This window comes from Paenibacillus nitricinens (assembly GCF_052056485.1).
GTDB lineage: Bacteria > Bacillota > Bacilli > Paenibacillales > Paenibacillaceae > Paenibacillus_AQ > Paenibacillus_AQ nitricinens.
The window spans coordinates 3,750,307-3,774,301 of sequence record NZ_CP183948.1 but is presented as its reverse complement, the minus strand read 5'-3'; the positions used below and the strand labels follow the sequence as shown (position 1 = coordinate 3,774,301).

23 protein-coding genes are annotated in these 23,995 nt (G+C 43.0%); 14 read left to right on the top strand and 9 right to left on the bottom strand.

Going from position 1 to position 23,995, the window contains the following annotated elements:
• The first annotated feature begins 24 nt into the window (after positions 1-24).
• Positions 25-489 (top strand): hypothetical protein, encoded by a 465-nt coding sequence (locus ACN6KS_RS16690; RefSeq protein ID WP_440960080.1) that lies wholly within the window; start codon positions 25-27, stop codon positions 487-489.
• Here ACN6KS_RS16690 and ACN6KS_RS16685 read toward each other — a convergent pair.
• From ACN6KS_RS16685 to ACN6KS_RS16675, 3 genes are all read right to left on the bottom strand, one after another.
• Complete coding sequence (locus ACN6KS_RS16685; protein WP_440960079.1) at positions 466-1,719, bottom strand: winged helix-turn-helix domain-containing protein; 1,254 nt, start codon at positions 1,717-1,719, stop codon at positions 466-468. The genes ACN6KS_RS16690 and ACN6KS_RS16685 overlap by 24 nt on opposite strands.
• A gap of 106 nt (positions 1,720-1,825) precedes the next feature.
• Positions 1,826-3,913: an ABC transporter ATP-binding protein gene (locus tag ACN6KS_RS16680; protein WP_440960078.1), complete on the bottom strand. Its 2,088-nt coding sequence runs from the start codon at positions 3,911-3,913 to the stop codon at positions 1,826-1,828.
• A gap of 47 nt (positions 3,914-3,960) precedes the next feature.
• Positions 3,961-5,709: an ABC transporter ATP-binding protein gene (locus ACN6KS_RS16675; protein WP_440960077.1), complete on the bottom strand. Its 1,749-nt coding sequence runs from the start codon at positions 5,707-5,709 to the stop codon at positions 3,961-3,963.
• A 603-nt stretch (positions 5,710-6,312) separates the two neighbouring features.
• Between ACN6KS_RS16675 and ACN6KS_RS16670 the strand changes: the two genes are divergently transcribed.
• The gene (locus tag ACN6KS_RS16670) at positions 6,313-6,630 is read left to right on the top strand and encodes a HesB/YadR/YfhF family protein (RefSeq protein ID WP_094868891.1); all 318 of its coding nucleotides are present in this window, start codon (positions 6,313-6,315) and stop codon (positions 6,628-6,630) included.
• A gap of 74 nt (positions 6,631-6,704) precedes the next feature.
• On the opposite strand, the gene ACN6KS_RS16665 is transcribed toward ACN6KS_RS16670, so the two are convergent.
• Positions 6,705-7,220, bottom strand: a complete 516-nt coding sequence (locus tag ACN6KS_RS16665; protein WP_094868892.1) for an ADP-heptose synthase — start codon at positions 7,218-7,220, stop codon at positions 6,705-6,707.
• 124 nt (positions 7,221-7,344) lie between these two features.
• Here ACN6KS_RS16665 and ACN6KS_RS16660 point away from each other — a divergent pair, with 124 nt between their 5' ends.
• The 3 genes from ACN6KS_RS16660 to ACN6KS_RS16650 all read left to right on the top strand — a co-directional run bounded on the left by ACN6KS_RS16660 (position 7,345) and on the right by ACN6KS_RS16650 (position 10,676).
• The gene (locus ACN6KS_RS16660; protein WP_440960076.1) at positions 7,345-9,093 is read left to right on the top strand and encodes an ABC transporter ATP-binding protein; all 1,749 of its coding nucleotides are present in this window, start codon (positions 7,345-7,347) and stop codon (positions 9,091-9,093) included.
• Positions 9,094-9,226: 133 nt separating this feature from the next.
• Positions 9,227-9,745: a sigma-70 family RNA polymerase sigma factor gene (locus tag ACN6KS_RS16655; protein WP_094875273.1), complete on the top strand. Its 519-nt coding sequence runs from the start codon at positions 9,227-9,229 to the stop codon at positions 9,743-9,745.
• Positions 9,738-10,676, top strand: coding sequence for a DUF4179 domain-containing protein (locus tag ACN6KS_RS16650; protein WP_440960075.1), 939 nt, complete (start codon positions 9,738-9,740; stop codon positions 10,674-10,676). Before ACN6KS_RS16655 ends, ACN6KS_RS16650 begins: the two co-directional genes overlap by 8 nt.
• A 76-nt stretch (positions 10,677-10,752) precedes the next feature.
• On the opposite strand, the gene ACN6KS_RS16645 is transcribed toward ACN6KS_RS16650, so the two are convergent.
• On the bottom strand, positions 10,753-11,196 hold the full coding sequence (locus tag ACN6KS_RS16645) for a DUF441 domain-containing protein (protein ID WP_440960074.1): 444 nt from the start codon (positions 11,194-11,196) through the stop codon (positions 10,753-10,755).
• Between the two features lies 1 nt (position 11,197).
• Entirely contained in the window at positions 11,198-12,202 is a 1,005-nt protein-coding gene (locus tag ACN6KS_RS16640; RefSeq protein ID WP_440960073.1) for a YpdA family putative bacillithiol disulfide reductase, read from the bottom strand.
• 180 nt (positions 12,203-12,382) lie between these two features.
• On the opposite strand from ACN6KS_RS16640, the gene ACN6KS_RS16635 reads away from it, so the two are divergent.
• The 4 genes from ACN6KS_RS16635 to rsgA all read left to right on the top strand — a co-directional run bounded on the left by ACN6KS_RS16635 (position 12,383) and on the right by rsgA (position 15,974).
• Positions 12,383-12,979, top strand: a complete 597-nt coding sequence (locus ACN6KS_RS16635) for a metalloregulator ArsR/SmtB family transcription factor (RefSeq protein ID WP_094868896.1) — start codon at positions 12,383-12,385, stop codon at positions 12,977-12,979.
• 121 nt (positions 12,980-13,100) lie between these two features.
• Positions 13,101-13,559, top strand: coding sequence for a DUF3939 domain-containing protein (locus ACN6KS_RS16630; RefSeq protein WP_094868897.1), 459 nt, complete (start codon positions 13,101-13,103; stop codon positions 13,557-13,559).
• A gap of 156 nt (positions 13,560-13,715) precedes the next feature.
• The gene (locus ACN6KS_RS16625) at positions 13,716-14,387 is read left to right on the top strand and encodes an HAD family hydrolase (RefSeq protein ID WP_440960072.1); all 672 of its coding nucleotides are present in this window, start codon (positions 13,716-13,718) and stop codon (positions 14,385-14,387) included.
• Between the two features lie 495 nt (positions 14,388-14,882).
• Positions 14,883-15,974, top strand: coding sequence for a ribosome small subunit-dependent GTPase A (gene rsgA, locus ACN6KS_RS16620; RefSeq protein ID WP_440960071.1), 1,092 nt, complete (start codon positions 14,883-14,885; stop codon positions 15,972-15,974).
• Positions 15,975-16,090: 116 nt separating this feature from the next.
• Here the strand turns inward: rsgA and ACN6KS_RS16615 are convergent, their stop codons facing one another.
• Together ACN6KS_RS16615 and ACN6KS_RS16610 are read right to left on the bottom strand one after the other, a co-directional pair.
• Positions 16,091-16,717 (bottom strand): FMN-dependent NADH-azoreductase, encoded by a 627-nt coding sequence (locus ACN6KS_RS16615; protein ID WP_042128394.1) that lies wholly within the window; start codon positions 16,715-16,717, stop codon positions 16,091-16,093.
• Between the two features lie 495 nt (positions 16,718-17,212).
• Positions 17,213-17,452, bottom strand: coding sequence for a hypothetical protein (locus ACN6KS_RS16610; RefSeq protein ID WP_042128392.1), 240 nt, complete (start codon positions 17,450-17,452; stop codon positions 17,213-17,215).
• 142 nt (positions 17,453-17,594) lie between these two features.
• On the opposite strand from ACN6KS_RS16610, the gene ACN6KS_RS16605 reads away from it, so the two are divergent.
• Complete coding sequence (locus tag ACN6KS_RS16605; protein ID WP_094875176.1) at positions 17,595-18,263, top strand: hypothetical protein; 669 nt, start codon at positions 17,595-17,597, stop codon at positions 18,261-18,263.
• Here the strand turns inward: ACN6KS_RS16605 and ACN6KS_RS16600 are convergent.
• Positions 18,250-19,950 carry an alpha-amylase family glycosyl hydrolase gene (locus tag ACN6KS_RS16600; protein WP_094875174.1) on the bottom strand — a complete coding sequence of 567 codons (1,701 nt, stop codon included), beginning with the start codon at positions 19,948-19,950 and terminating at the stop codon, positions 18,250-18,252. The two genes, ACN6KS_RS16605 and ACN6KS_RS16600, sit on opposite strands and share 14 nt — an antisense overlap.
• Positions 19,951-20,223: 273 nt before the next feature.
• On the opposite strand from ACN6KS_RS16600, the gene ACN6KS_RS16595 reads away from it, so the two are divergent.
• The 4 genes from ACN6KS_RS16595 (at position 20,224) to ACN6KS_RS16580 (ending at position 23,994) form a co-directional block, all read left to right on the top strand.
• Complete coding sequence (locus tag ACN6KS_RS16595; RefSeq protein ID WP_094868901.1) at positions 20,224-21,246, top strand: ABC transporter substrate-binding protein; 1,023 nt, start codon at positions 20,224-20,226, stop codon at positions 21,244-21,246.
• Positions 21,247-21,299: 53 nt separating this feature from the next.
• Complete coding sequence (locus ACN6KS_RS16590) at positions 21,300-22,076, top strand: ABC transporter ATP-binding protein (RefSeq protein ID WP_440960070.1); 777 nt, start codon at positions 21,300-21,302, stop codon at positions 22,074-22,076.
• Positions 22,076-22,912, top strand: coding sequence for an ABC transporter permease (locus tag ACN6KS_RS16585; protein ID WP_094868903.1), 837 nt, complete (start codon positions 22,076-22,078; stop codon positions 22,910-22,912). Before ACN6KS_RS16590 ends, ACN6KS_RS16585 begins: the two co-directional genes overlap by 1 nt.
• 95 nt (positions 22,913-23,007) lie before the next feature.
• Positions 23,008-23,994 (top strand): aromatic acid exporter family protein, encoded by a 987-nt coding sequence (locus tag ACN6KS_RS16580; protein WP_440960069.1) that lies wholly within the window; start codon positions 23,008-23,010, stop codon positions 23,992-23,994.
• The last annotated feature ends 1 nt before the right edge of the window (position 23,995 follow it).

Sequence of the window (23,995 nt, the reverse complement as noted above, 5' to 3'; positions counted from 1 at the left end):
AGGATATTGAAGTGGAGGGGAAAGATGAAGCATACACAAGTACCAGAGAGTGAACAATCCAAGGAGTTATTTGCGTATTTTGGACTAGCAGTCTATTATGGTCAAGCCCTAGAACAGCAGTTGACCAATTTGTTATTGCTCACCAAATTATCGCAAGGCAAGACGCCCACTGAAGCAGATCTGACGGATCTGTATCAGCGAAAACTCAGCAATTCACTCGGTCAACTCATCAAAGAAATACAGCATCACTTTCCTTTCTCGGAGCAAGAAACCGCTCAGCTAGAAGAAGTATGGAAACAGCGAAACCATATCGTTCACGATTATTTCAAAGAACGGATACAAGAAACATTCAGCCCTGCTGGAAGGGCAAAGATGATCGAGGAGTTAAAACGATTCAAAAATAAAGCTAGACGGCTAGAAATCAAATTACAAGGCTATTGTACAGAAATGTTCACGAAACTGGGGCTAGAAGAGGAGACCTTGCACTAATAACTCTTCTAATCCGCAGTCCTCTACAACCTCCGGTCTAAAATGAATCTGAGAAGCTCTAACGCAGCGTGATAATGCAGATAGAGCTTCGCCTAATGCCGGAAGCATCTCTGGTGTTAGGCGCTCACCCGGTTCCCACCACCAATTCATAATATTCAATGTTTGGCTCTTCTTATCCACCACCGGTTCAAATCTCGCAATAAAACGATCATTATATAATAAAGGTAGTACATAATATCCATATTCTCGTTCCAAAGCGGGTTTATAGACTTCCCAGCGGTAATGAAATCCAAATAATTGTCGGATCAGTTCTCGATCCCATATCAAGTTATCGAGTGGAGCTATTACAGCTGCAAACGAATAACCTGATTGACTCTCAGCATCTTCTGACTCTTGCTGTATTACAGCTTCTAAAGTTAGAGCGTCCATGCTACGGATGTAGAGTGGGAGCTTAATACCCTCCACTAGAACTTCCCTGAGGCTATCGCTTTGTAACAGCCTTTGGATCGCTGCCGCACGTTCCTTGCTCTTCAGACCGGAAATCCCCAGCCATCCGTCTCCGGATTTATTCCATAACAGTCCGATACTGCCTATTCTACGCAGCACATACCAATCATGAAATTGTTCATCGGTGGGGTTAGGGTCTTTCGTGTTCAAAAGATGATGTGGTAGCAGACGTTCAGCGAAATCGTAATACCGGCGGGTATGAACACGATGATGAACGACTATCTCCCCCCAAAAGTACATACTTTCCAAAGCGGCACGTGATAGTCTAGCCGGAGCCCAAGCCCAATCCACCTTGTCCTTTCCTTCTACATCCAAGGAGGAGAGAGGACCGCGCTTTATTAGCTCCTCACGAACCTGCTGTACGGCAGCCATTACAGGTTCATTAACCTGATGGTACAAGGCAGAAGCTTCTCTTCTCCGTTTGAAATAAGGCCAGTCCTCTGTACAATAAATGGACATGTTCTTGTCCCAACCATCGAATAGAAGTCGGTCTTGATACAGTAGCTCTTGGGCTTGCTCAGGCGTGAACCCGGGAACTCGTGCTTGGAGGACAAGCTCATGGTTATGGCCTGCGATGTTAAGAGGATCATATTGGATACAGCCTACGTGACGAACATAATCATAAATACTAAGTTTACCGGCAGGAAGAGCGCCCCTGGTTAACTTTTGGTGTGCCAGGAGAAAAAGTCGAGCTTGTTTCTTAGTTATAGTGTATGTACGCATCAAATGCCTCCTTCACCTATATGTATTATTTTTCATTTTACAGAACAAACGTTCTAATATCAAGTGTAGAAAAACCCTGAATCACAGATGTGACTCAGGGCATCGATTACATTTTCTCTAACGATGGTTGCAAGCTGCCTAACGAAGTTCGGGAGGGTGCACTCTTATTATTATCTATACTGTTAGAACCAGCACCTACTTGCAGCTGATACATCCGGAAGTATCTGCCGCCGAGTGCCATCAGCTCATCGTGGCTACCGCGCTCTACGATCTCTCCGTGATGCAGAACCAGAATCTGATCTGCACTTCGAATCGTGGATAAACGGTGTGCGATGATGAATGTCGTGCGTCCTTTTTTAAGGACTTCTAATGCATCTTGAATGACGCTTTCGGTCTCCGTATCGATATTGGAGGTGGCTTCATCAAGAATCAGAATAGCAGGGTCGAAGGAGAGCGCTCTGGCAAACGAAATCAATTGCCGCTGACCTGCAGATAGGGTGCTCCCTTTTTCAATAACGGGTTCATCAAAACCTTGAGGAAGGTGGGCCAGCAATTTATCTGCTCCGACTTCCCGTAAAGCCCGTTCAACCCGCTCGCGTGAGATTCGTTCATCCCCCAGGCTGACATTAGAAGCAATCGTACCAGTAAAGAGGTAAGGGTCTTGAAGAACAATCCCCATGTGATTACGCAGCCATTGCTTCGGAATATCTGTGACCTTCTGGCCATCAATCGTGATTTCACCTTTTTGCGGATCATAGAACCGGAATAACAAGTTGATTATCGAGCTTTTTCCGGAACCGGTATGACCCACTAGAGCAACCGTTTCTCCCGGACGTGCTTCAAAGGAAATATCGCGAAGGACGAAGTCTTTTTTATAAGCAAAGGACACGTTCTTAAACTCCACTTTTCCTTTATATCGCGGCATGGAACCGTCGGTAACATTTTCCCCAGGCTCATCCATAAGAGTAAACACACGACCCGCAGATACCATAGAAGTGTCGAGATTTGCAAGCTGATTCACCATACCTGTAATCGGTTGGAACAAACGTCCAAGCACATCGACGAAGGCGTATAGAACCCCTAAAGATACAAAAGTAGAACCCGTAATACTGCCATGTCCGAAATACCAAAGCACCATCACAAAAGAGAGACTGCGCAACGAGTTCACCAGGTTGTGGGAGGTAAAGGCATTCAAATTCAGCATTTTATTCTGATATTTCAAGTAGTCATCGTTCAGATGCTCAAATTCTTCACCAAGCTGCTTCTGACGGCGGAATATGCGAACAATGGACATTCCTTGAATCGATTCATTAATGATAGCGTTGATCTCACTCAGTCGTGAGCGGATAATCGTATTATATTTTGTAGCGATTTTGCGATAGAGCACGATCCAAAGAATAAGAATCGGGATGATGAACAAGCTGATCAGACCTAGCCGGACATCGAGCAAGAACAAGGCGATGTATACGCCTGTAATATTAATAATACCGGTACTGAAATTGGAGAGAACGGCAATGAATAGATCTTTTATCGCCTCAGTATCATTGGTTACACGGGAGACTACCTTACCTGCTGGCAAGTTATCAAAAAAGTAAACCGGAAGTCGCTGGATATGCGCATACACATCGGTTCGCAGTTTTCGAATCACCTGATTCGCTGAAGATTGCAGCCAATAGGTTTTACCAAATTCGGCAAAGATCGAAATCACTAGGAAGATAGCGTACAAACCGACTAGCTGATAAATGCCTGGAAGCTCAGGTTTGTAAAAAGCGAACAGCTCATCTGCTGAAAGCTTAACCGCAGGATAGATGGCTTCGTCCTCACCACGTGTGATATGCATTTCACCATTGCTGAACTTTCGCTCACCATCTGGTTGTGTTACAGCTTCATTAATAAAGTAGAAGGTTCTTCCCTCTTGAAGAATGCGAATTTCTTGACCCTTAGCTTCCCCGGGTTCAAAACGATCTCCTCGTTTATAATAAGCGTTGTTATACTGAACGGCCTCATCTGGAGAAGTAGTGCTAAAATAAGGCTTTTCAATGGCCAGCATATGATTGTCAATCATACTTTTGGCGATAAACGGACCTGCCAGTTCAGCCGCTACCCCGATGGAGAGGAGTAGAAGGGCTGCAATAAAGGTTTTTTTTGCAGTCAATGCGTATTCAAGCAGGCGTTTGCCTGTACTCTTTGTCAACGGTGACACCTCCTAAAAGTTTTGCTTAGTCATAGCTAGTATGTCTATTAATCATTCGATAAATTATTCTCTACTTGCTGCCGGTCATACTGCTCGCGGTACCAGCCATTCATATCTAATAGCTCCTGATGCGTACCACGTTCAACAATGTGGCCGTTATCCAGTACAACGATGATGTCGGCATGTTGAACAGCAGAGAGGCGATGCGTAGAGATCAATGTTGTTTTTCCTGCACGCTCTTGGCGAATATTCTCAATAATCTGGGCTTCCGTACGAGCGTCAACAGCGGATAAAGCATCGTCCAGAATCAGTACATCTGGATTGGCGATAAAAGCTCTGGATAAGGATACACGTTGTTTTTGACCACCGGATAAGGATACTCCACGCTCACCAACCAACGTATCTAAACCATCGGATAATGTGCCTAAGTCATTTTGGAAGGCGGCAGCTGTGATAGCTTTCAAGATCGTATCGTCGTCCGCGTTATCCAGACCAAATTGAATATTCTGACGAACAGATTTAGAGAAGAGGATCTGTTCCTGAGGAACATATCCCATCCAGTTGTGCAGTTGATCCAATGAAATCTGTTGAATTGGAACACCAGAGATGAGAATTTCACCATTACCTGTCGGATATTCTCGTAGCAGCTGTTTGAGCAGCGTTGATTTACCGCTACCTGTACGACCGACTACACCTAGTGTTTGCCCTTGGTTCAAGGTCAGACTGACATTAGTCAAATTGTCAATCGTCGATGAAGGATAACGGAAGGTCACATCGTTAAGTTCAATTCGGGTAGGATTTGCAACATGAACCGGGTTAGCAGCACTCTGAACATCTGCTTTGGAGTTTAGCGTCTCATCAATACGTTCGAGAGAGGCACCCCCGCGTTGCATGATGTTGATCAGCTCACCAATGGCGAACATCGGCCATACAATCATCCCGAGGTACATATTGAAGGAGACTAGATCACCCAGCGTGATCTGATTACGGAATACAAGATAAATCCCATAGGTAAGACCGATAATGTAGCTGAGTCCAACGCAGAATCGAATTGTCGGTTCAAAGAAGGCATCTACACGGGCTACAGCCATATTCTTGTTGTATACATCTTCTGTAATATCCGAGAATCGTTTCTCATCGAGTCTCTCTTGTACATAAGCACGGATAACCCGCACACCGGAGACAGATTCGAGAACCTGATCATTCATATCTCCGAATGCATCTTGTGCTAAGGAATAACGATCATGTATTGCTTTGCCATAAAAAATCATAGCGATTGCAATTAACGGTAATGGCACTACCGCTGCGAGAGTCAGCTTCCAACTGACGAGAAAACCCATAGCAAACAGTACGACTGTGAGATAGATTGTTGAATCCACCAGAGTGAGCATTCCGAATCCCACGGTAGCTGAGACCGCTCTAATATCGTTGGTTGCCCGAGCCATCAGGTCACCGGTTCTATTGCGTTCGAAGAACGATGGGGTCATGGTCATCAAATGATTCATAAATCTCGAGCGCAGAAGGCGCTCTACGAGGTTGGAGCCTCCGAATAATTTGTGCATCCATATGTAGGTAATCCAATAAATGACTAGCAGTAAAATGAGGATCATGCCGATATACTTGGCTAATGATGCTGTAGTAATAGAACCGCGTACTATGTCGTCAATGGCATTGCCTAGCAGACGTGGGGGTAATAATTCAAGCACACCTACTCCAATAAGTAAGATTAGGCCAATCAGGTAACGCCTTTTTTCTCGGCGAAAGAACCAGCCGAGATTGCGGAGAACGGAGAACAAGTAAATCCCTTCCTTTCAAGTTAAAGTAATAGCTGTGATGTTGGAAAAAAGCGCAAGTGGTTATCTCTATAGCCAGAAGAATCGACGTTATCGTCCTTCAAAGAGGACAATCGTTTCTCGTAGAAATATAAGGAAAATTTATATCGTGAAATATATAAATTCTTATATTTAAACAAAAAAGGCATATCATCCGAAAACGGACGATATGCCTGTAATTTACAGCTATCATGCGCACGGTGCTATACAGCACCAGGCATGTGAGAGACCTACAAGAACTAAAGTTATACGATCATTTACACTCGTATGAACTTCAGGATGGGTTCACCACTTGGGCTGCTTCGGTATTCAGTTGATTGGAAATTCCAACAATAGTTATTTGATATGGCTGTAACTTCGTAAACACCGCGCTCACCCCTTTCATAGTTTTAATAATTAATTTTGGTAATAACTAGCAGACGTTTAGTTATGTTCAGAGTTTATCACTCCGTTTGCAAAGTTGTCAAACTAATTTTTGAGGAGCTTGGGAAAACATTAATTACATAAAGGTGTTTGAAAATCGATTCATTTTCAGTATGATTAGACTATACAAAGGAGCTGAGAGAGATGAACATGGAAATTAGTCAAGCAGCGGCAGCTTGGTTTAAAAGAGAACTGGATCTTAAGAATGGCGACTATATTCGTTTATTTCCCCGCTATAGCTCGGGAGGTGGACTTCACCCTGGTTTCTCCTTGGGTATCGGGATGGAGGCACCTGGACGTCCAGCAATACAAGTTGAACAAGACGGTATTGTGTTCTACATGGAAGAGCAGGATTTATGGTATATGGAGGGCTACGGCTTAACTATTGTGTATTCTGAGGCAGAGGATGACATTGAATATAAGTATGAAGCCAATTCGGTGCCTGGCGGAGTACAGGTTTAAATGTCTTAATTTTGTTTTTTTACGAATGTGAAAAGCCCTTGCCAAAAGGCAGGGCTTTTTCTACGTTGATATAATCAGTGCGAATTGTGGAACGTTTCTTCCTCCATTGCAAAATCGAAATCGTCAATGTCGTATACTTGAACAGGGACCCCACCTTCAATAATGCGTTGAATCAGCTCGAATTGATCGGTAAGAATGGGCACCTTCTCACGTTGTGAAGACAATAGAAGCTCCGTTTCGATGGGATCGAATGTTTCGCCGTAGACAGCGGTATCCATGCTGTTAATGATGGTAATCTTTGATTGTCCGCCTAGTAGAATACCAGAGCTTTTTGCCCAAGGAACGGCCAGACAGCGGTTGATTTTTTTAGCATTTAGCGGCTCTTCGAAATAGGCAATGAGCTCACCAATCTTGAGTTTGACATGCTTGTCATCATCTGGACGGTTCATTAACGGATCATCACTGTCCCGAAGTTCGTATAATTCCATCACGGTCGTATAAGGCACTATATATTCTACAGGGCTGCTCGATATGAGAAGCTGGCCGTAAATCGCCATCATGACGGCTTCCGTCACAAATTGTCTAGACATCTTTATCCTCCTGAAGTTCGGGTACTGCAATCGTACTTATGGACTTAAAAATATAAAAACACTGTAGAGCGCAAAAGTCAACTGTACTTAGCAACTCAGTAAAGAGAAAGGATAGAATATCTCTGTGAAACAATGGAAATCATATTTTACTTTTGTACGGCCTTACATGAAATGGATTGTGTTTACGCTCTTTATAGGTATGATCAAGTTTAGCATCCCGTTGACACTGCCTATGATCCTGAAATACGTGGTCGATGACCTGCTGATGAACCCTGCCATGAGTGCTCAGGAGCGGGTATCGCAATTGATGCTTATTCTCGGAGGCGCTTTTGTTTTATTCGTAATTGTAAGGGGGCCGGTGGAGTATTACCGGCAGTATTTTGCCCAGCTGATCACAAGTAAGATATTGTTCGATATGCGCAATAAGCTATACAGTCACTTACAGCGCTTGTCGCTGCGGTATTATCAGAATACAAAAGTGGGCGAAGCAATTTCGAGATTTATAAATGATGTGGAACAGACTAAAAATTTAGTAGAAGTCGGAATGATGAATGTATGGCTGGATTTATTTACGCTAGTGTTTGCGCTTGGTTTTATGTTTTATTTGAATCCAGTGCTGGCGCTAGTATCTATCGCTGTACTTCCGTTTTACGCCTTTGCGGTGAGTAAACTATATAAACGACTTAAGGTGTTAACCAAAGACCGTTCACAGGCTCTAGCTGGCATTCAAGGCTATCTTCATGAACGGATTCAAGGCATTTCGATTATCCGCAGCTTCACGATGGAAAAAGTGGATCAGAAGCAGTTCGAAGATATCAACGGTAACTTTCTCAAAAAAGCGATGGCTCAAACCCGTTGGAATGCGATTACCTTCGCGATTATTAACACACTAACGGATATTGCACCACTGCTAGTCATCGGATACGGGGGTTATCAAGTTATTCATGGCCATTTGACTGTGGGAACCTTTGTTGCTTTCTTCGGCTATCTGGACCGGATGTATGCGCCGCTGCGTCGATTGATTAATTCCTCGACAGTGCTAACTCAAGCCTCGGCTTCCCTTGAACGGGTGCTTGAGCTGCTAGAAGAGCCTTATGATATCGTGGATAAACCGGGAGCAAGACCACTGACGAATGCACGTGGTGAAATTGATTTTCATAAGGTTTGGTTCAAATACAACGAAGAGAATGATTGGGTACTGAAGGATATCAATTTAAGTATCAAACCTGGGCAGACGGTCGCTTTTGTCGGAATGAGTGGTGGTGGGAAGTCCTCTCTCATAAGCTTGATTCCGCGTTTCTATGACATCAGCAAAGGTAGCCTCCAGATGGATGGTCAGGATATACAAGGTTTGACGCAGGAGAGTTTACGAAGAGCCGTTGGAATGGTGCTTCAAGATAATTTCTTATTTAGTGGGTCTGTAAGAGATAATATCTTGTTCGGTAATCCTAATGCTACAGAGGAGGAAGTCCTCTCGGCGGCGAAAGCTGCCAATGCGCATGATTTTATTGAGCAGCTGCCGCTAGGCTATGACACAGAAGTGGGAGAGCGTGGAGTGAAGCTGTCCGGTGGACAAAAGCAACGGGTTGCGATCGCAAGAGTGTTTCTTAAAGATCCGAAGGTTCTTATATTAGACGAAGCTACATCAGCGCTGGATCTGGAGTCAGAGCATTTAATTCAACAAGCGCTGCAATCCCTCTCATCGGAACGTACTACACTAATTGTTGCACATAGACTGTCTACGATTACACATGCGGATCAGATCGTAGTGCTCGAGAATGGTGAGATCACAGAGCGTGGTACACATGAAGAACTGATAGGGCTAGATGGAAGTTATGCGAGATTGTTTAACGTACAGCATTTGGATACATGATAAGAACTAACCTTACAATAAATTACTTAGGTGGTCTTCTCGAGAGAGAGGGCCATTTTTTTAAACCCATTTGAGTCTTTTTGAATATCACGTGCGTCTAAAAAGTATAAGCAACATGAAAGGTAGTGAGAACTTGAATACAACAGAGCTGGAGGAAAAGGCGATAGCGGGTGATGAAGACAGCTTTACTGCATTAATAGATGGGATGCAGGAGCGTCTTTACCGTATGGCATACTCCTATGTGAGGAATAAGGATGATGCGCTGGAGATTGTACAGGAGACCGTCTACAAAGCGTATATCTCTATTCATAAACTGAAGCAACCTCAATATTTTAAATCTTGGCTTACAAAAATAGCCGTCAATTGTGCTTTGGACTTTATCCGGAAATCTAAAAAAATCGTGTATATGGATAAAAATCCTGAAGTCAGCTATGTTTCAAAACCGATAGAAGATGTCATTGATCTAAAGGAGGCGTTAAGTGTCCTTGATAAAAAATCAAGAATGATCATTGTTATGAGATATTTCGAAGACTTACCTATTAAAGAAATTGCGGGAGTAATGGAAATGCCAGAGAGCTCTGTAAAAACCGTCATCTATCGGGGTTTAGGGAAATTAAAAATAAATATGAAGGGAAGTGAGTACTTTGGATAATCAACTTGAACGGTTACAGAAAGCATACAACGATATTGAAATCCCCGAAGAACTCTCACAAGCTTCTCGTAAAGGGATTGAAAGAGGAAAACTTCATAAACAACAGAAAAGAGGAACGAAAATGAATGGATTAAAGTGGACAGGATCAGTTGCAGCAGCAGTTATTATTTCTTTTACAGTAGGGGTAAATACGGTGCCAGCCTTCGCGGATAGTATGAATGATGTCCCAGTGCTCGGTAAGCTTGTAAGTGTATTGAAATTTACGGATGGAAGTGCAGGCGGCGGTACGATTCAGGATGGAGTAGATGTCAATTTCATTTCTTTGAAACATCAGAAGAACAGTGATCAAATGATTTTAAACTTTGCAAATTCCGACAATACACAAGACCTTGCAAGCTCTTATAACGTAAAATTCACTGACAGTCCTTATACAATGACCGTAACCGTGAGTGGAGCAAGGAACTTCTCAGCTGTTAAAGATCTCGAGACATTAAAGGAAAGCAAGTATGTTCAAGATGCTTATCCTTTAATTACATTGGATGACTCGATGATACGTTTCAATGTAACCTTCAAAGAGCCAGTGGCTTATGAGGTGAAGGAATATAAGGATCCGGCACAGGTGGCGATTACATTGAAGGATAAGAAGGGTGACGTGGGGGTAGGAACTTCTATCTATTCACTTAGAACTGTCTCAGCGCCTGCTGGTGAGAGTCAAGGAATGGCTGAAGAGATGTTATTCGGGTTACAAGATGTGCGTGTATTGAAGGATCAGAAGGGATTATTCCTGGTGGAAGCTGGGTATTTCAATACAGAAGCAGAAGCTTTGGCTCAACTGAAAAAAATTCAAACAGAGCATGAGGTTGGTGATCTGTTGTTTGTAGAAAAACGATCGTCATATGAAATTCCACAGTCCATTTCTCAGGCTGAGTAAATACACAATAGAGCAGCGATTCTCTCGTTAGTGGAGAATTGCTGCTCTATTTTTGTGTTGAATGGTTACCCACCGGTTACATTTTGCCAATCAAGAGCGACAATATACCGGCTGCGATAAGCGGCCCTACAGGGACACCCTTGAACAATGCAACGCCAATCACTGTTCCGATCAGGAGACCCGCAACAACTGTGGGCTGGTTGGTCATAAGGATGGCTCCACGCCCGCCAAGATAAGCGACGAGAATGCCGATCGCAATTGCAAGAATAGACTTCCAGTGGAGGAAGGACTGACCGACCATCTGCAGCGATATTTTACCGCTGGCCAAAGGCGTCATGACCCCGATCGTAAGAATGATTATCCCGATGGTTAAACCATATTTCTCAAGCCAGGGGAAGGTCTGCTGCAGGCCAAGAACTCTTAGCAGTAGTAGGACGACCATTGCTATTGTTACAGGGGAATTACTGCTTATAATACCGAGCGCAGCAAGACCAAGCAAAAGCAAAGAGGTCATGTCCATCTTAATCGTTCAACTCCTTATTGTGAGAACTGCGCTTCGCAAGAATGTGATCCGCGATAAGTTTACCATGCCCACGACCTGTCTCGATAAATACTTCATTCGCATTACGGCCTGAAGCGATTACTCCTGCAACATAAAGACCTGGAACATTACTTTCCATAGTTGAAGGATTAAAAGCTGGCTTATCCATATCGTCATCCATAACAACGCCGGCAGAAGTGAGAAGCACTCGGCTGGGCCGGAAGCCAGTCAAAGCAAGGACGAAATCATTATCTATGGATTTTTTGTCTCCATTATGACTTGTAACTATAACCGAACTAGCCGTAATTTCAGTAACACGTGATTCCAGATGTAGAGTGATCTTGCCCTTTTGTACCATCCCTTCAAAGATTGGCCGAACCCAAGGCTTAATATTCGAGGAAATGCTCTCACCACGATAGACCATATCGACTGTAGCTCCAACACGCATAAGCTCCAGTGCTGCATCTACTGCAGAATTACTGCCACCAATGACAGTAACTTTCATCCCTGTATATGGATGGGCTTCACCGAAATAGTGGGTAACTTTAGGGAGTTCTTCCCCTGGAATACCGATCATATTCGGTTGATCAAAATAACCTGTAGCGATAACGACATTTGCAGTGATACGTGTGTGATGCTCACCACGCATATTGGACGTATGTACAGCATAGGTTCCATCTTCAAGTGGCTCAATGGATAACGCTTCTTCATAAGCAGCAATATCTAGACCAAACTGCTCCGCAGCCCGGCGGTAATAGACAAGAGCTTCGTGGCGGTAAGGTTTATCATTGGTCGAGGTGAAAGGAACGTCTCCGATTTCTAATAACTCAGCAGTACTAAAGAATTGCATATTTGTTGGATACAAATAAATGGAGTGAACGATAAAGCTTTTTTCAATAATGAGACTGGACAGTCCTTGGCGCTGGCATTCGATAGCTGCCGAGAGGCCGCATGGACCTGCACCGATAATAATTACATCTTTCATACAGTGGGTTACCTCCTGATTGTTACTATCTTTTCTTTAAATCCTACCCTAAATTCATTCATTTTGCCATAACCATAAGATTAAACACAATAACCATTGCAAGCATAATGTTGATTGTTATATAATTAGATATATATCTAATGTTCATCTAGCTTATGAAGGTGAAGGAGTGTGATTCCAATGCAGTTAGAAAAAATAGTGAACTATCATAAAGCTTTGGCTGACCCAACGCGTCTTCGTTTATTGTTGCTTCTGTCACAAGGAGAAATGCACGGACAAGCGCTGGCTGAGAAATTGAATTTATCGCAACCAACAGTAACTCATCATGCTGCGAAATTACGTGAAGCGGCATTAATTAAGGAACGACGTGATAAAAATACGGTTTATTTCAAGTTGAATCCAGAGTTCATTAGCAGTGGTGCTGAGTCTTCACTTCAGTTTATTTTTTCGAAAGGAGCGAGGAATATGGAGGAGAAATCACCTGGAAGTAGTCTAAAGGAGTCTGTACTGCGTAACTTTTTTTCGAAGGATGGGCGGCTTCGGCAAATTCCGGCACAATATAAAAAGAAACTGATCGCACTTCAGTACATGGTTGAGAAGCTAGAGCCGGGGGTGGTTTATTCTGAGAAGGAAATTAATGAGTTCATTAAGCAGTTTCATGAAGATTTTGCTACTATTCGGCGTGAATTTATAATGCATCAGTTTATGTATCGAGAGAATGACAAATATGAGCTTAATCCTCAAGAAGTATGGACTCGTTGGGAAGATGTCAAATAATGTTCATGAAGTTATTAACAAAGTGTGTCTTTTAGGTTTATCTTGATTAAGAGGGAGGAATTCGAATATAATATAATTGTAAGCGTTAACAAAGATAGTTTTTCGAAAGGAGACTTGTCTTATGTTTTTCAAACGCACAAAAAAACAACCCCAATCGGAACATTTCACCGTTACCCTAAATCAAGTCAAGCAGGCGATCAGACAGTTTGAAGAGGATATGCCTGCGCTCATTAATAGAACAGCTTTAATCCTTGATGACAAAAGAATAGATTTGAGCAGACTAACACGATATTTAGGAGGCATTCCAGAACAGAATTTCTACATGTCACGCGAGACATATGAAGTTTTCGAGGAAGAAGATAAGCTTGTTCCGTATTACCTTGATATGGTCCAGTCGGCTGTCGATAATTATATCAGTGATACAGGTCAGCTGCCACTTGTTGAAGATGCCTGGTTACCTGAGGTCCATTATCGATTGTTAGCGACAGAAAGTTATCTCAAAGAAACCCCTCCTTTTCCACTGTATATTACAGAAGAGGAAATGATGCTGACACATCGAGCGGAGCATTTTGAGCAATGAAACAATCTAATTTAAAGCATATATAGACTGTTCGGTAGAAGGGGAGACAGCTTTTCCTTTTTACAGAATGGTCTTTTCATTGTCTTTAGAGACATAGTACAATAGATTTCTGAATATTCAATTCTGAAATCAACAGCATATAAGGGGAATCGCTTGATGAAAGAGATACAAGCTATATTATTTGATTTGGATAATACGTTAATGGATCGTGATCATACCTTTCGCAGTTTTAGTATACAGTTTGTTCAGGACTTCCTAGGACATTTGGAAGCTGAAGAAGCGCAGAGGGTAATTGAGGATATGATTCACAGAGATGCTGATGGATACCGTGATAAGGACGGATTCTTCGTAGAGCTAAGCGAGGTACTGCCTTGGGAAACGCCAGTTACGGCTGAACATATTCGTGCGTATTATGATGCAAGTTATATCAATCATGGTGCTACAATGAAGGATGCGGTGGACGTTCTGAAGTACTGCAAGGAGCGAGGTTATATACTTGGTCTGGTTACCAACGGCAAAGTAGATATCCAGAACACCAAAATTGATACCCTTGCCCTGCGAGACTACTTCAAGGCTATTGTTATTTCTGGAGAAGCAGGAATGGCTAAGCCCGATCCTAAGATTTATCAACTTGCATTAGACAGATTGGGAGTTACTGCAGATCAGACTTTGTTTATTGGAGATCACCCTGTAAATGATATTTGGGGTGCAGGCAAAGCAGGGCTACAAGGCATTTGGCTGCAAAGAAAACATGCCTGGGACGATCAGTTGGACATACAACCTTGGAAGATAATCTACGAGTTGAACGAGCTTAAGTCCATTTTGTGATTTATCAAAATTTATAGTTGACATTATACGGCAGCGCCGTTTATGATAACAGCATCTTATTTCGGAAGGAGACGATGTTTTATGACAGTTTTAAATGTAATGAACTCAACTGTTGTGGATACGTGTCTTCCGGGAACAGCGGCTGCCGAATAAGTTATTCGTGCAGTTTAGCAGGTAAGCTCTATTACGCTTATTAGAGCCGCGGGAACCGTATTGGGTCCGGCGGCTTTTTTGCGTATATAGAATCGATAGGAATTGTAGTTAATTGTCTATTTCTCTATATATCGCACGGGAAAATGAACTTATCCTTGTCTTTAGGATGAGACATTTTTCTGATTATGTGTGCACTTTTTGTCCTTTTCGTCCTAGAAGAGTTCATGAAGTGTGACCGCCGCCGGAGTCTTAAATCCTGGCGGCTTTTTATGTTCTCGGAGAATGCTGGAAGTACTTAGTAAATAAAAATAAAAACTTAAACAGATCTTTAGGAGGATTCGAATGACTAACATACAGCAATATGGTTGGAATGAAAATTGGAGTTCAAAATGGGGTGAAAAGTGGAAGGAGACGGAGGATAAACGCCTTGTTCCCGGAAGAATTGTAGGCGATTTTGGCAGTAAGTATAGGGTAATGACTGATTTGGGAGAGACATGGGGTGAGCTATCAGGCAAGCTGAGACATACGTTTGTCGCTTCAGGTGATTTTCCGGCGATCGGCGACTGGGTGGCTCTTTCCACGCAGGATGGCGGCGAGCATGCGATTTTACATGGGATATTGCCTCGGCATAGTGTTATCTCACGCAAGGTAGCTGGTAACACACAAGAGGAGCAGATTGTTGCCTCGAATGTAGAAACTTTATTTCTGGTCAGTGCTTTGAATGATGACTTTAATGTTCGGCGGATGGAGAGATACTTAATCATGGCTTGGAACAGCGGAGCCAATCCAGTCATTCTACTGACCAAAGCGGATCTTTGCCTAGATGCAGAGAGTAAAATTGCCGAAATGGAAAGCGCCGCTCCAGGTGTGCCAGTTCATGCGGTTAGTGCATTGCAAGATAATGGCCGTGAGAAACTGCTGCCTTACATTGGGAATGGACAGACAGTAGCTTTAACGGGTTCATCTGGCTGCGGCAAATCAACGATGGTCAACTGGTTATGTGGAAAGAACCTTCAGCTTACACAGGATGTAAGAGAAGGCGATAGCCGTGGACGCCATACTACTACCCACCGTGAACTGTTTATTATGCCGGACGGAGGAATCATAGTGGACACACCAGGGATGCGTGAGCTGCAGCTATGGGAAGATGAAGGTGGATTAGATCTGGCGTTTAGTGATATTAGCAGCTTAGGTGCTGGATGTCGGTTTAGTAACTGTAGACATGAACGTGAGGAGGGCTGTGCGGTACTTGAAGCGGTTCAAAACGGTGAGTTGGAAGAGAAGAGACTGCTGAACTACCGGAAGACACAGCGGGAGCTGATGTACCAAAGCACGAAAGAGGTGAAGCTCAAGAGAAAAACCGCAGCTTCTTCTAAAGTTCATTCGACAAGGACTAGAGGGTACGGCTGGCGTAAAGAACTTGATGAGTATTAGAAGAACTTTATAGACAGCGACGGGGCCAAGGGTAGTATTTAAATAGGCTAGATAATCAAAAAAAAGGGTGACCACTCAGGGTCACCCTTTTTATTAAATTCTTTTATAGGCTTGTATTAGAACGATGCAGCAGTTTCCTTAGCCAATTGTAATCCGTTCTCAATGATTTCAGCGGATTGTGCAGGAAGTTGGTTATGACCTTCGATGATGACTTGAGTAATATCTTTAATACCCCAGAGGTTAAGGTTACCAACGATGAAGTTAACAGCCATTTCAGCACTTGCTGCAGGACCTTCGGAATAAATACCACCTCTAGCGTTCAGAACGATTGCTTTTTTACCTGTCAAAAGACCAACTGGACCTTCAGCAGTGTAAGAGAAGGTTTTGCCAGCTTGGCAAAGGTAATCGACATAAGTATGCAATACAGCTGGTACAGTCATGTTCCACAGTGGGAAACCGAATACTACTTTATCAGCAGCGATAAACTGTTCCAAATATTTATTAACTACAGCAGCACCTGCTGCTTCTTCAGCTGTTAGTTCGTAGCCTTGAGCAGCTTTGTACATACCAGTGATCAGGGTATTGTCGTAGTAAGGAAGTTGCTCTGCAAACAGATCAAGTTCAGTGATTTCATCTTCTGGATTGTTGAGTTTGTAGTTCTCCAAGAATTCATTGTAAAGCTTAACACTTACGGATTGTTCTGCTGGACGGTTGTTTGCTTTGATAAATAAAACTTTAGACATTATGATTGCTCCCTTGAATGTGTGTATTTAATATTAACTATAAATAATATAGCATGTATTCTTTTGTTTGTAAATTATTTTTTTGTAATTGTTTTTTGGGGGAAATGAGTATTTTATAAAGGAAACAGAGTTTAAAAAATAGAAATCCCGGTTAATAAACTTACAAGGTAACAGGAAAATATTCCCTATATCCATAAGGATCTGAATGAATTAAAAGGAGCGATGGACATGTCCATTGATCGGTTTATCATTAAGAAATTGGATAGCTGTCACGAAGAGCATACACGCCAAAATTTAGTGAGACTCTTTAAACTTCGGATACAGAAAGCTGAAAAAGCAGAGAATAAGAACTATAAAATTAGCTGAAATTGCTCCAAACTCATGTAATCATTCATTACTAAAGCAGCAAACTTAAAAACAGCAAGTCTCTTTTTGAGACTTGCTGTTTTGTCTGCCAAAGGATAAAAGAAACTTCACAAAAAAACTACCCCTCTATTAATAGAGGGATAGCGCCAATGAATCATTCTCACTATAACTGTGCAATATAGCCTCAGAGCCTTTAATTTCGATACTAATTAATGAATTCAGGCATTTCTGGATGGCATTCTTGCCCTTTTGAATTTTGAGCTCCAACGTACTGTTAAGTAATCTAAGTACTTTTTGAGTGGGCTGTTTATTTTCTGTTGTGAAATACACAGGTACAAGTTTGTTCTGAAATGTGATGAGCATTCTCATTTTGAAGACACCTCGCTAAAAGTATTTCATGTTAATGATAATACCCTTTGTTTCTTAATTTTACCTTAAAATTAGCTTATGATAACATAAAGATTGTTAGATTAATATACATATATATGAAATACAGGAAGGATACAATGATGTGAATGACAATGGATTGGCCGATTTAACGCATTTTTTATTTCCAGATGAAGCAAAGGGGCAAGCAGTTCTGGATCAGTTACATACAGGTTTAACCGCAGAACGGATCTGTAGATTGAAATATAAAGAGAAGGAGGAAATGAAGGATCTGTGTCTGCAAATACATAAAGACAGGATACTAGTAATCTGCAATAGTAACCCGGAAACCCTTCCCTATGAATTAAAGGATGAAAGTGAAATGGAGAGCTTTTGTCTTCAGCTGTTCGAATGTGAGAACATGAAAGAGCTTTACAATCATGGGATTCCGGCATTACTAATGTCAAAAATAAAGTTTGAGGAGCTGAAAAAAAGCTCATGTTCATCCACGCTGCAAATGCTCTCAGATTGTTTAGCAGCTGAGACAGGGGATGATGTACATTCCATCCAGCTGGCACGGGTGATGAAGTGCTTCATGTCGGAGGGAGAATTACGACTTTGCACATCCAGTGACAGTGGATGGAGGTTCCAGAAAGCACGCTTCTTGGGCGATCATTCCAGTGGCTGGTTGTTACGAATGAGCAGTGATCCATCCAAAGACTGGCTTATAGCCCTCCCGATTACAAAAGCTCAATTATGTGGGTCAGTAACAAAGTGGGTGTTACATTCTTCCTCATTTCTCACTCCACAATAGCGGTTGAATAAGGAGGGAGGGTAAGTTGATCTGAATTCAAGATCGATTTGACAGCAATCGTCTTTAAGATCTTGGAGTAAGAGAAACCCTCGACATTGGGTTGCAGTACAACGGTTTGTTCTTCTCCAGTAAGGTTATGAACGACGAGCACCTGATCCTGTGTTGTTAGTCGTTCGTAAGCCATAACCCCGGGATTGCCAGAAGCATAGTCACGGATTCCGCCATCCCGGAGCGCAGGAATCTCATTTCTTAGCGCAATAAGCTCACGATATCTTTCTAGCATTGAACCACTGTCATTCAGCTGGCTCTCAACATCAACGTTTATCGCACCCGCATTATTACGTCCGGCCTCCCATGTAGTCTGCCCCTCTCCTTGATCGGCTGCACTCCATCTCATAGGCTCTCGAAGTCCTTCATCTGGCTTCACACCGAGCATTCCAATTTCTTCACCATAATAGATAAAAGGATTCCCAGGCAAAGTTAACAGTAGGGCTGCTGCCATTTTTGCATGATTCGGGTTATTGTCTAATTGACTCATAACTCTGTTTTGATCATGATTTGTCAAGAAAGTAGCATCGGTAAATTGGTTATCGGATATTTTGGAATACAATTTATAGGTTCGTTCCAGCGTAAAGGCCGTCCCGCTATCTTTTTCAGTTTTTACAGAGTTCACTAGTGTTTCTGCTAAGCCAAAGTTAAAGCTTGAGTCAAATGCTTGATCTAAATAAGCTCCGACAGTGACAGCAGAATTCTCCCAGACCTCGCCAACAATGTATGCCTCTGGGTTTACTTCATTCATAGCCTTGCGGAACTCCTGCCACCAGGATACATTTTTAGCAGTAGTAGCCTCACTTTTGTCACTCAAAAGATCTTCGTAGATATGCTTCGCAGCATCTAGTCGGAAGCCATCCACTCCTTGCTCCAGCCAAAACTTTCCGATGTCCTTCATTTCAGTACGAACTTCTGCATTATCGAAATTCAGATCAGGCATGCCTTCCCAAAATCCGCCCAGATAATGACTGCCAAGGATAGAATGCCATGCATTGCCACCGCCAGCAGCGCTGGCTCCATTTGCGGGACGACCTTGATCCTCGGCCCAGACGTACCAATCACGATATTTGCTGTCACTGTTTTTAGCCGAGTCTACGAACCATGGGTGTTCTTTGGAGGTATGATTCACAACCAAGTCCATAATTATTTTAATTCCTCGTTTATGCGCCTCTGTAATAAGCTCCTGCATATCCTCAATCGTCCCATATTCAGGATTAATCGCACGATAATCAGTTACATCATATCCATGATAGCTTGGTGATGGGTTGATGGGCATGAGCCAAATCCCGCCAATCCCCAAATCAGTCGTGGTTTCAGGATTCCCATCATTTAAGTAATCCAGCTTCTGGGTGATCCCTTTGAGATCTCCAATGCCATCGCCGTCTGAATCATAGAAGGAACGAACAAATAATTCATAATAAACGGTGGAAGGTTGTTCGTCCGTCTTATTTATAACTTTTCCAGCTTGGGGTGCAGCGGTGCTCTGAATGGAGCCTGCTCTAGGGGAGGGCGTGGCAACAGGTGTTTTGTTGATTGAATTACCAGTGCAACCAGACAGCAGTAATGTGGTTAGGCTGATGCCCACCAGAGAGCATATTGTAATTTTTTTGGTTTTGAACGTAGCACCTTTATACATATGTAAAAACTCCTTCTATTGCAAATTTTCTAATACAAGAAATGGAAAGCGCTTTATTTCCTATAGTACTCGAATGCATCCGCTTAGGTAAAACGTTTGCACAGATACAAAAACAGCAAATGAATCGATATTTATCCATTATTTCAATAAAAGTCGCTAGTATCATGGTTATTCTTGGATTTCCCTATGTTATTGAAGGTTTTAACCTTTTAGTAGGCATCTGCATATGCTTTAAGCAAGGGCGAAGGACCCGGTAAGAAAGGAGAATGAAGAATGAAGATTAGGAAAAAGCTGTCATTGTCGCTCATGATCATTACTTTATGCTTTTCAGTGCTTGCCGGTTGCGGCGGAAAGTCAGAGTTGGTGAAGGTGAAGATTGGTGAAGTCACCCGTTCTGTCTTTTACGCACCCGAATATGTTGCCTTATCTCAAAATTTCTTTAAAGACGAAGGACTTGACGTAGAACTACAGACGATTCCCGGTGGAGATAAAACCATGACTGCACTCCTCTCAGGTGCCATCGATGTTGCATTGGTAGGTTCAGAAACCTCCATTTATGTGTATCAACAGGGTTCAGATGATCCGGTCATTAATTTTGCACAGCTGACTCAGAGGGATGGAACGTTCCTGTTTGCACGCAAGGCAGACGGAGCGTTTAACTGGGATAAAGTGAAGGGTTCTACCTTCCTGGGACAAAGAAAAGGCGGAATGCCACAAATGGCAGGTGCGTTTACTTTATCTAAAAAAGGAATAGATCCAACAAAAGATATAACCTTGATCCAAAATATTGACTTTGCCAATATTGCGGGTGCTTATGCTTCAGGTACAGGCGATTATGTGCAGCTGTTTGAACCGCAGGCTTCAATCTTTGAACGTGAGGGCCGAGGGTCAGTAGTGGCTTCGTTTGGTGTGGAGAGCGGCTATTTACCGTACACCGTGTTTATGTCTAAGAACAGCTATATTAGTAAAAATGGAGACACGGTGCAGAAGTTCACAAATGCGATCCAGCGTGCACAGCTTTGGGTGAAGGAACATAGCCCTGAAGAAATTGCGGATGCGATAATGACTTATTTTGATAAGACAGACAAAGATATCGTGATTTCTGCAGTCAAACGTTATAAGGAACAGGATACCTATGCGGTTAATCCGATTATTGATCAAGAAGAATGGAACAATCTGCTCGATGTCATTGATAATGCTGGTGAGCTTAAAGAACGCGTTCCCGCTGACAAAATAGTGAATAATAGCTTTGCTGAGAAAGCAGAGAAGAGCATAAAGAGCAGCACTTCAAAATAAGAGAGAACCGAAGATCCTAAATAAGATGTGTAAAATTGAAGGAGGGGCTGACAATGCTTCCAGTAGTGCAATTAAAGGGAGTAACGCATGCCTATCTTGGCGACCGAGAAGCTTCACTGGCCGTTGAGGACCTAAACCTTAATGTCGAGCAAGGAGAGTTCGTTAGCTTAGTGGGACCAAGTGGTTGCGGCAAGACGACTCTTCTATCGATTATTGCAGGACTGCTGCAGCCCTCTCAAGGCGATGTATTCGTAAATGGCCAGCCCATTACGGGTCCCTCACCAGAAGTTGGGTATATGCTGCAGCAGGATTATCTTTTTCCTTGGCGGAGTATTGTGGACAATGCCATGTTAGGTCTGGAGCTGACTGGAAGCTTGGACGAGGAGAGTAAAAAGCGGACTTTGGAGCTTCTTCGAGAGATGGGTTTAGAGGGAAAAGAGCATGCCTATCCTTCTCAGTTATCAGGTGGGATGCGCCAGAGAGTCGCTTTGGTACGTACCTTGGCTACGAATCCCGGACTGCTTCTACTAGACGAGCCGTTCTCAGCGCTTGATTATCAGATCAAATTACAGCTGGAGGATTTGGTCTCTGAGACCTTACGCAGCAGGGGCACGACTGCAATATTAGTCACGCATGATCTATCAGAGGCTATTGCAGTAAGTAGCAGTGTTATTCTTCTACAACGAAATCCAGGGAAGATCCGCAAGGTATTTTCAGTGCCAGAGCAAATTCGGTCAGCACCTCCGTTGTTTGCGCGTGACCTGCCAGGCTTTTCGGAGCTTTTTCATGAAATATGGAAAGAGATGGAGATTGCAGGGAGGGAAAGCTAATGAGGCATACGGAGCAATCGGGATTATTAGCTTCCCGTGAACAGTGGCTGCAGCAAATGCACGGAAATTATAAAAAAAAGAAGCACCGCTGGCGTAATCAGGTGATGGTCGTAAGAAGCAGCCTGTTACTTCTGTTTTTTGTTCTCTGGGAAGCAGGGGCAAGGATGGGATGGATTGATGAGCTATTATTCAGCTATCCCACAAAAATCTTCCGACAGATTTGGGGAGATATGGTTAGTGGAAGCCTGTGGCCACATCTGGGGATGACGGTAGGTGAGACTGCGGTAGGCTTTGTACTGGGAACGCTGCTAGGGACACTGCTCGCTGTAATTATTTGGTGGTCTCCTTTTTTATCCGCAGTGCTTGATCCGTATATGGTCGTATTTAACAGTATGCCGAAGGTGGCGCTGGGGCCGATTTTTATCGTCATGTTCGGAGCCGGATTCACTGCTATCGTTGTTACTACTTTATCTATAACGGTAATTATTACGACGCTTGTTGTATACAACAGTTTTTGTAGCGTGGACCCGAATCTGGTCAAGGTGGTTCGCTCTTTCGGAGCTTCCAGAGTTCAGGTGTTCTTTAAAGTGATTCTCCCAGCTTCATTCCCAACGGTGGTATCCACCCTAAAGGTGAATGTAGGGATGTCATGGGTAGGGGTTATTGTAGGGGAGTTTCTGGTCGCTAAATCGGGTCTCGGATATCTGATTATTTATGGTTTTCAGGTGTTTAATTTTACGCTCGTAATGTCTAGTCTTTTGATTATTGCGGCCGTGGCTACGGCAATGTATCAATTAGTGGTATATCTTGAGAAGCGATTGTTATCCCGGCGATGAACCTTATGTAATATTGTGTCTGTACACAAAATCTTGTAACATGTCTATATCTTTACCTATTTATTGGGTTAGTGCTTGTAAGGAGAGATAAGGCTATGGGATTTCGTGTGATTAAAACAGCAGCAGCTACGTTATTATCCGTACTAGTTGCATCTGCAGTAGGTATACCTAATGCGCAGAGTGCAGGCTTGCTGGCAATTTTGGGTGTAGAAGTTACTTTGAAAAGGAGTTTCCGAACGATAACGGCTCGTTTTTTAGCCTCGCTCGTGGGACTCTTTTTTGGCTGCATCCTATTCTGGCTTCTAGGGTTCCATTACTGGGTGCTCGGGCTGTATGTACTCGTAGGCTTCCCGATGATTGTGAAGTCTGGCTACAAAGAAGGGATTGTCACCAGCTCGGTTATCGTGTTTCGCGTGTTTGGACAAGCTGAACTATCGCTTCATGTCCTGTTGCAGCAAATAGAGCTTCTGGCTATTGGGCTCGGTTCAGCAGGGCTGGTAAACTTGATTTACATGCCTCAGACTAGTGGAGTCATTTATGGAATCCGTAAAGAAGTGGATCGCTATTTTTCGGTTATTTTTACCCAGATGGCCCGAACGCTTCGAGATCCTGCGTATATTTGGGACGGCAAAGAATTAATTGACGCAGATAATGCAGTACAGCGGGGACTAACGGCCGCTACCCGTGAAATGGAGAATCATGTTATTCATCCTGATGAAGCATGGAATGTTTATTTCTACATGCGGAAGGAGCAACTGGAATCAATTCAAAGTATGGTGCAGCTGCTCTCTCAAGTGTATCGCCATTTACCACATGGGGAGATGGTTGCTGAGTTATTTGACCAGCTTAGCGGGGATGTGCTTGCGGAAGAATATACTGGACGAACTGAGCATTTACTGGACGAGTTGACACGAGAATTCGAAGAAATGGATCTGCCAGAGACACGTGAGGAATTGGAAGTGCGCTCAGCTATCCTTCAATTATGCAGGGAACTGGCACTTTATTTAAAGATCGCTAAGCGACATAAAATCCCGGTCAGTTACAAGCCGGAGAAACGTCTGAAGATTCGAAATAAGGCTTAAA

Coding starts and splice junctions, on each gene's coding strand:
- ACN6KS_RS16625 (WP_440960072.1), top strand. CDS start 13,716: ATGAAAGAGATACAAGCTATATTATTTGATTTGGATAATACGTTAATG.
- ACN6KS_RS16670 (WP_094868891.1), top strand. CDS start 6,313: ATGAACATGGAAATTAGTCAAGCAGCGGCAGCTTGGTTTAAAAGAGAA.
- ACN6KS_RS16580 (WP_440960069.1), top strand. CDS start 23,008: ATGGGATTTCGTGTGATTAAAACAGCAGCAGCTACGTTATTATCCGTA.
- ACN6KS_RS16595 (WP_094868901.1), top strand. CDS start 20,224: ATGAAGATTAGGAAAAAGCTGTCATTGTCGCTCATGATCATTACTTTA.
- rsgA (WP_440960071.1), top strand. CDS start 14,883: ATGACTAACATACAGCAATATGGTTGGAATGAAAATTGGAGTTCAAAA.
- ACN6KS_RS16685 (WP_440960079.1), bottom strand. CDS start 1,719: ATGCGTACATACACTATAACTAAGAAACAAGCTCGACTTTTTCTCCTG.
- ACN6KS_RS16615 (WP_042128394.1), bottom strand. CDS start 16,717: ATGTCTAAAGTTTTATTTATCAAAGCAAACAACCGTCCAGCAGAACAA.
- ACN6KS_RS16630 (WP_094868897.1), top strand. CDS start 13,101: ATGTTTTTCAAACGCACAAAAAAACAACCCCAATCGGAACATTTCACC.
- ACN6KS_RS16640 (WP_440960073.1), bottom strand. CDS start 12,202: ATGAAAGATGTAATTATTATCGGTGCAGGTCCATGCGGCCTCTCGGCA.
- ACN6KS_RS16590 (WP_440960070.1), top strand. CDS start 21,300: ATGCTTCCAGTAGTGCAATTAAAGGGAGTAACGCATGCCTATCTTGGC.
- ACN6KS_RS16610 (WP_042128392.1), bottom strand. CDS start 17,452: ATGAGAATGCTCATCACATTTCAGAACAAACTTGTACCTGTGTATTTC.
- ACN6KS_RS16635 (WP_094868896.1), top strand. CDS start 12,383: ATGCAGTTAGAAAAAATAGTGAACTATCATAAAGCTTTGGCTGACCCA.
- ACN6KS_RS16665 (WP_094868892.1), bottom strand. CDS start 7,220: ATGTCTAGACAATTTGTGACGGAAGCCGTCATGATGGCGATTTACGGC.
- ACN6KS_RS16600 (WP_094875174.1), bottom strand. CDS start 19,950: ATGTATAAAGGTGCTACGTTCAAAACCAAAAAAATTACAATATGCTCT.
- ACN6KS_RS16585 (WP_094868903.1), top strand. CDS start 22,076: ATGAGGCATACGGAGCAATCGGGATTATTAGCTTCCCGTGAACAGTGG.
- ACN6KS_RS16645 (WP_440960074.1), bottom strand. CDS start 11,196: ATGGACATGACCTCTTTGCTTTTGCTTGGTCTTGCTGCGCTCGGTATT.
- ACN6KS_RS16690 (WP_440960080.1), top strand. CDS start 25: ATGAAGCATACACAAGTACCAGAGAGTGAACAATCCAAGGAGTTATTT.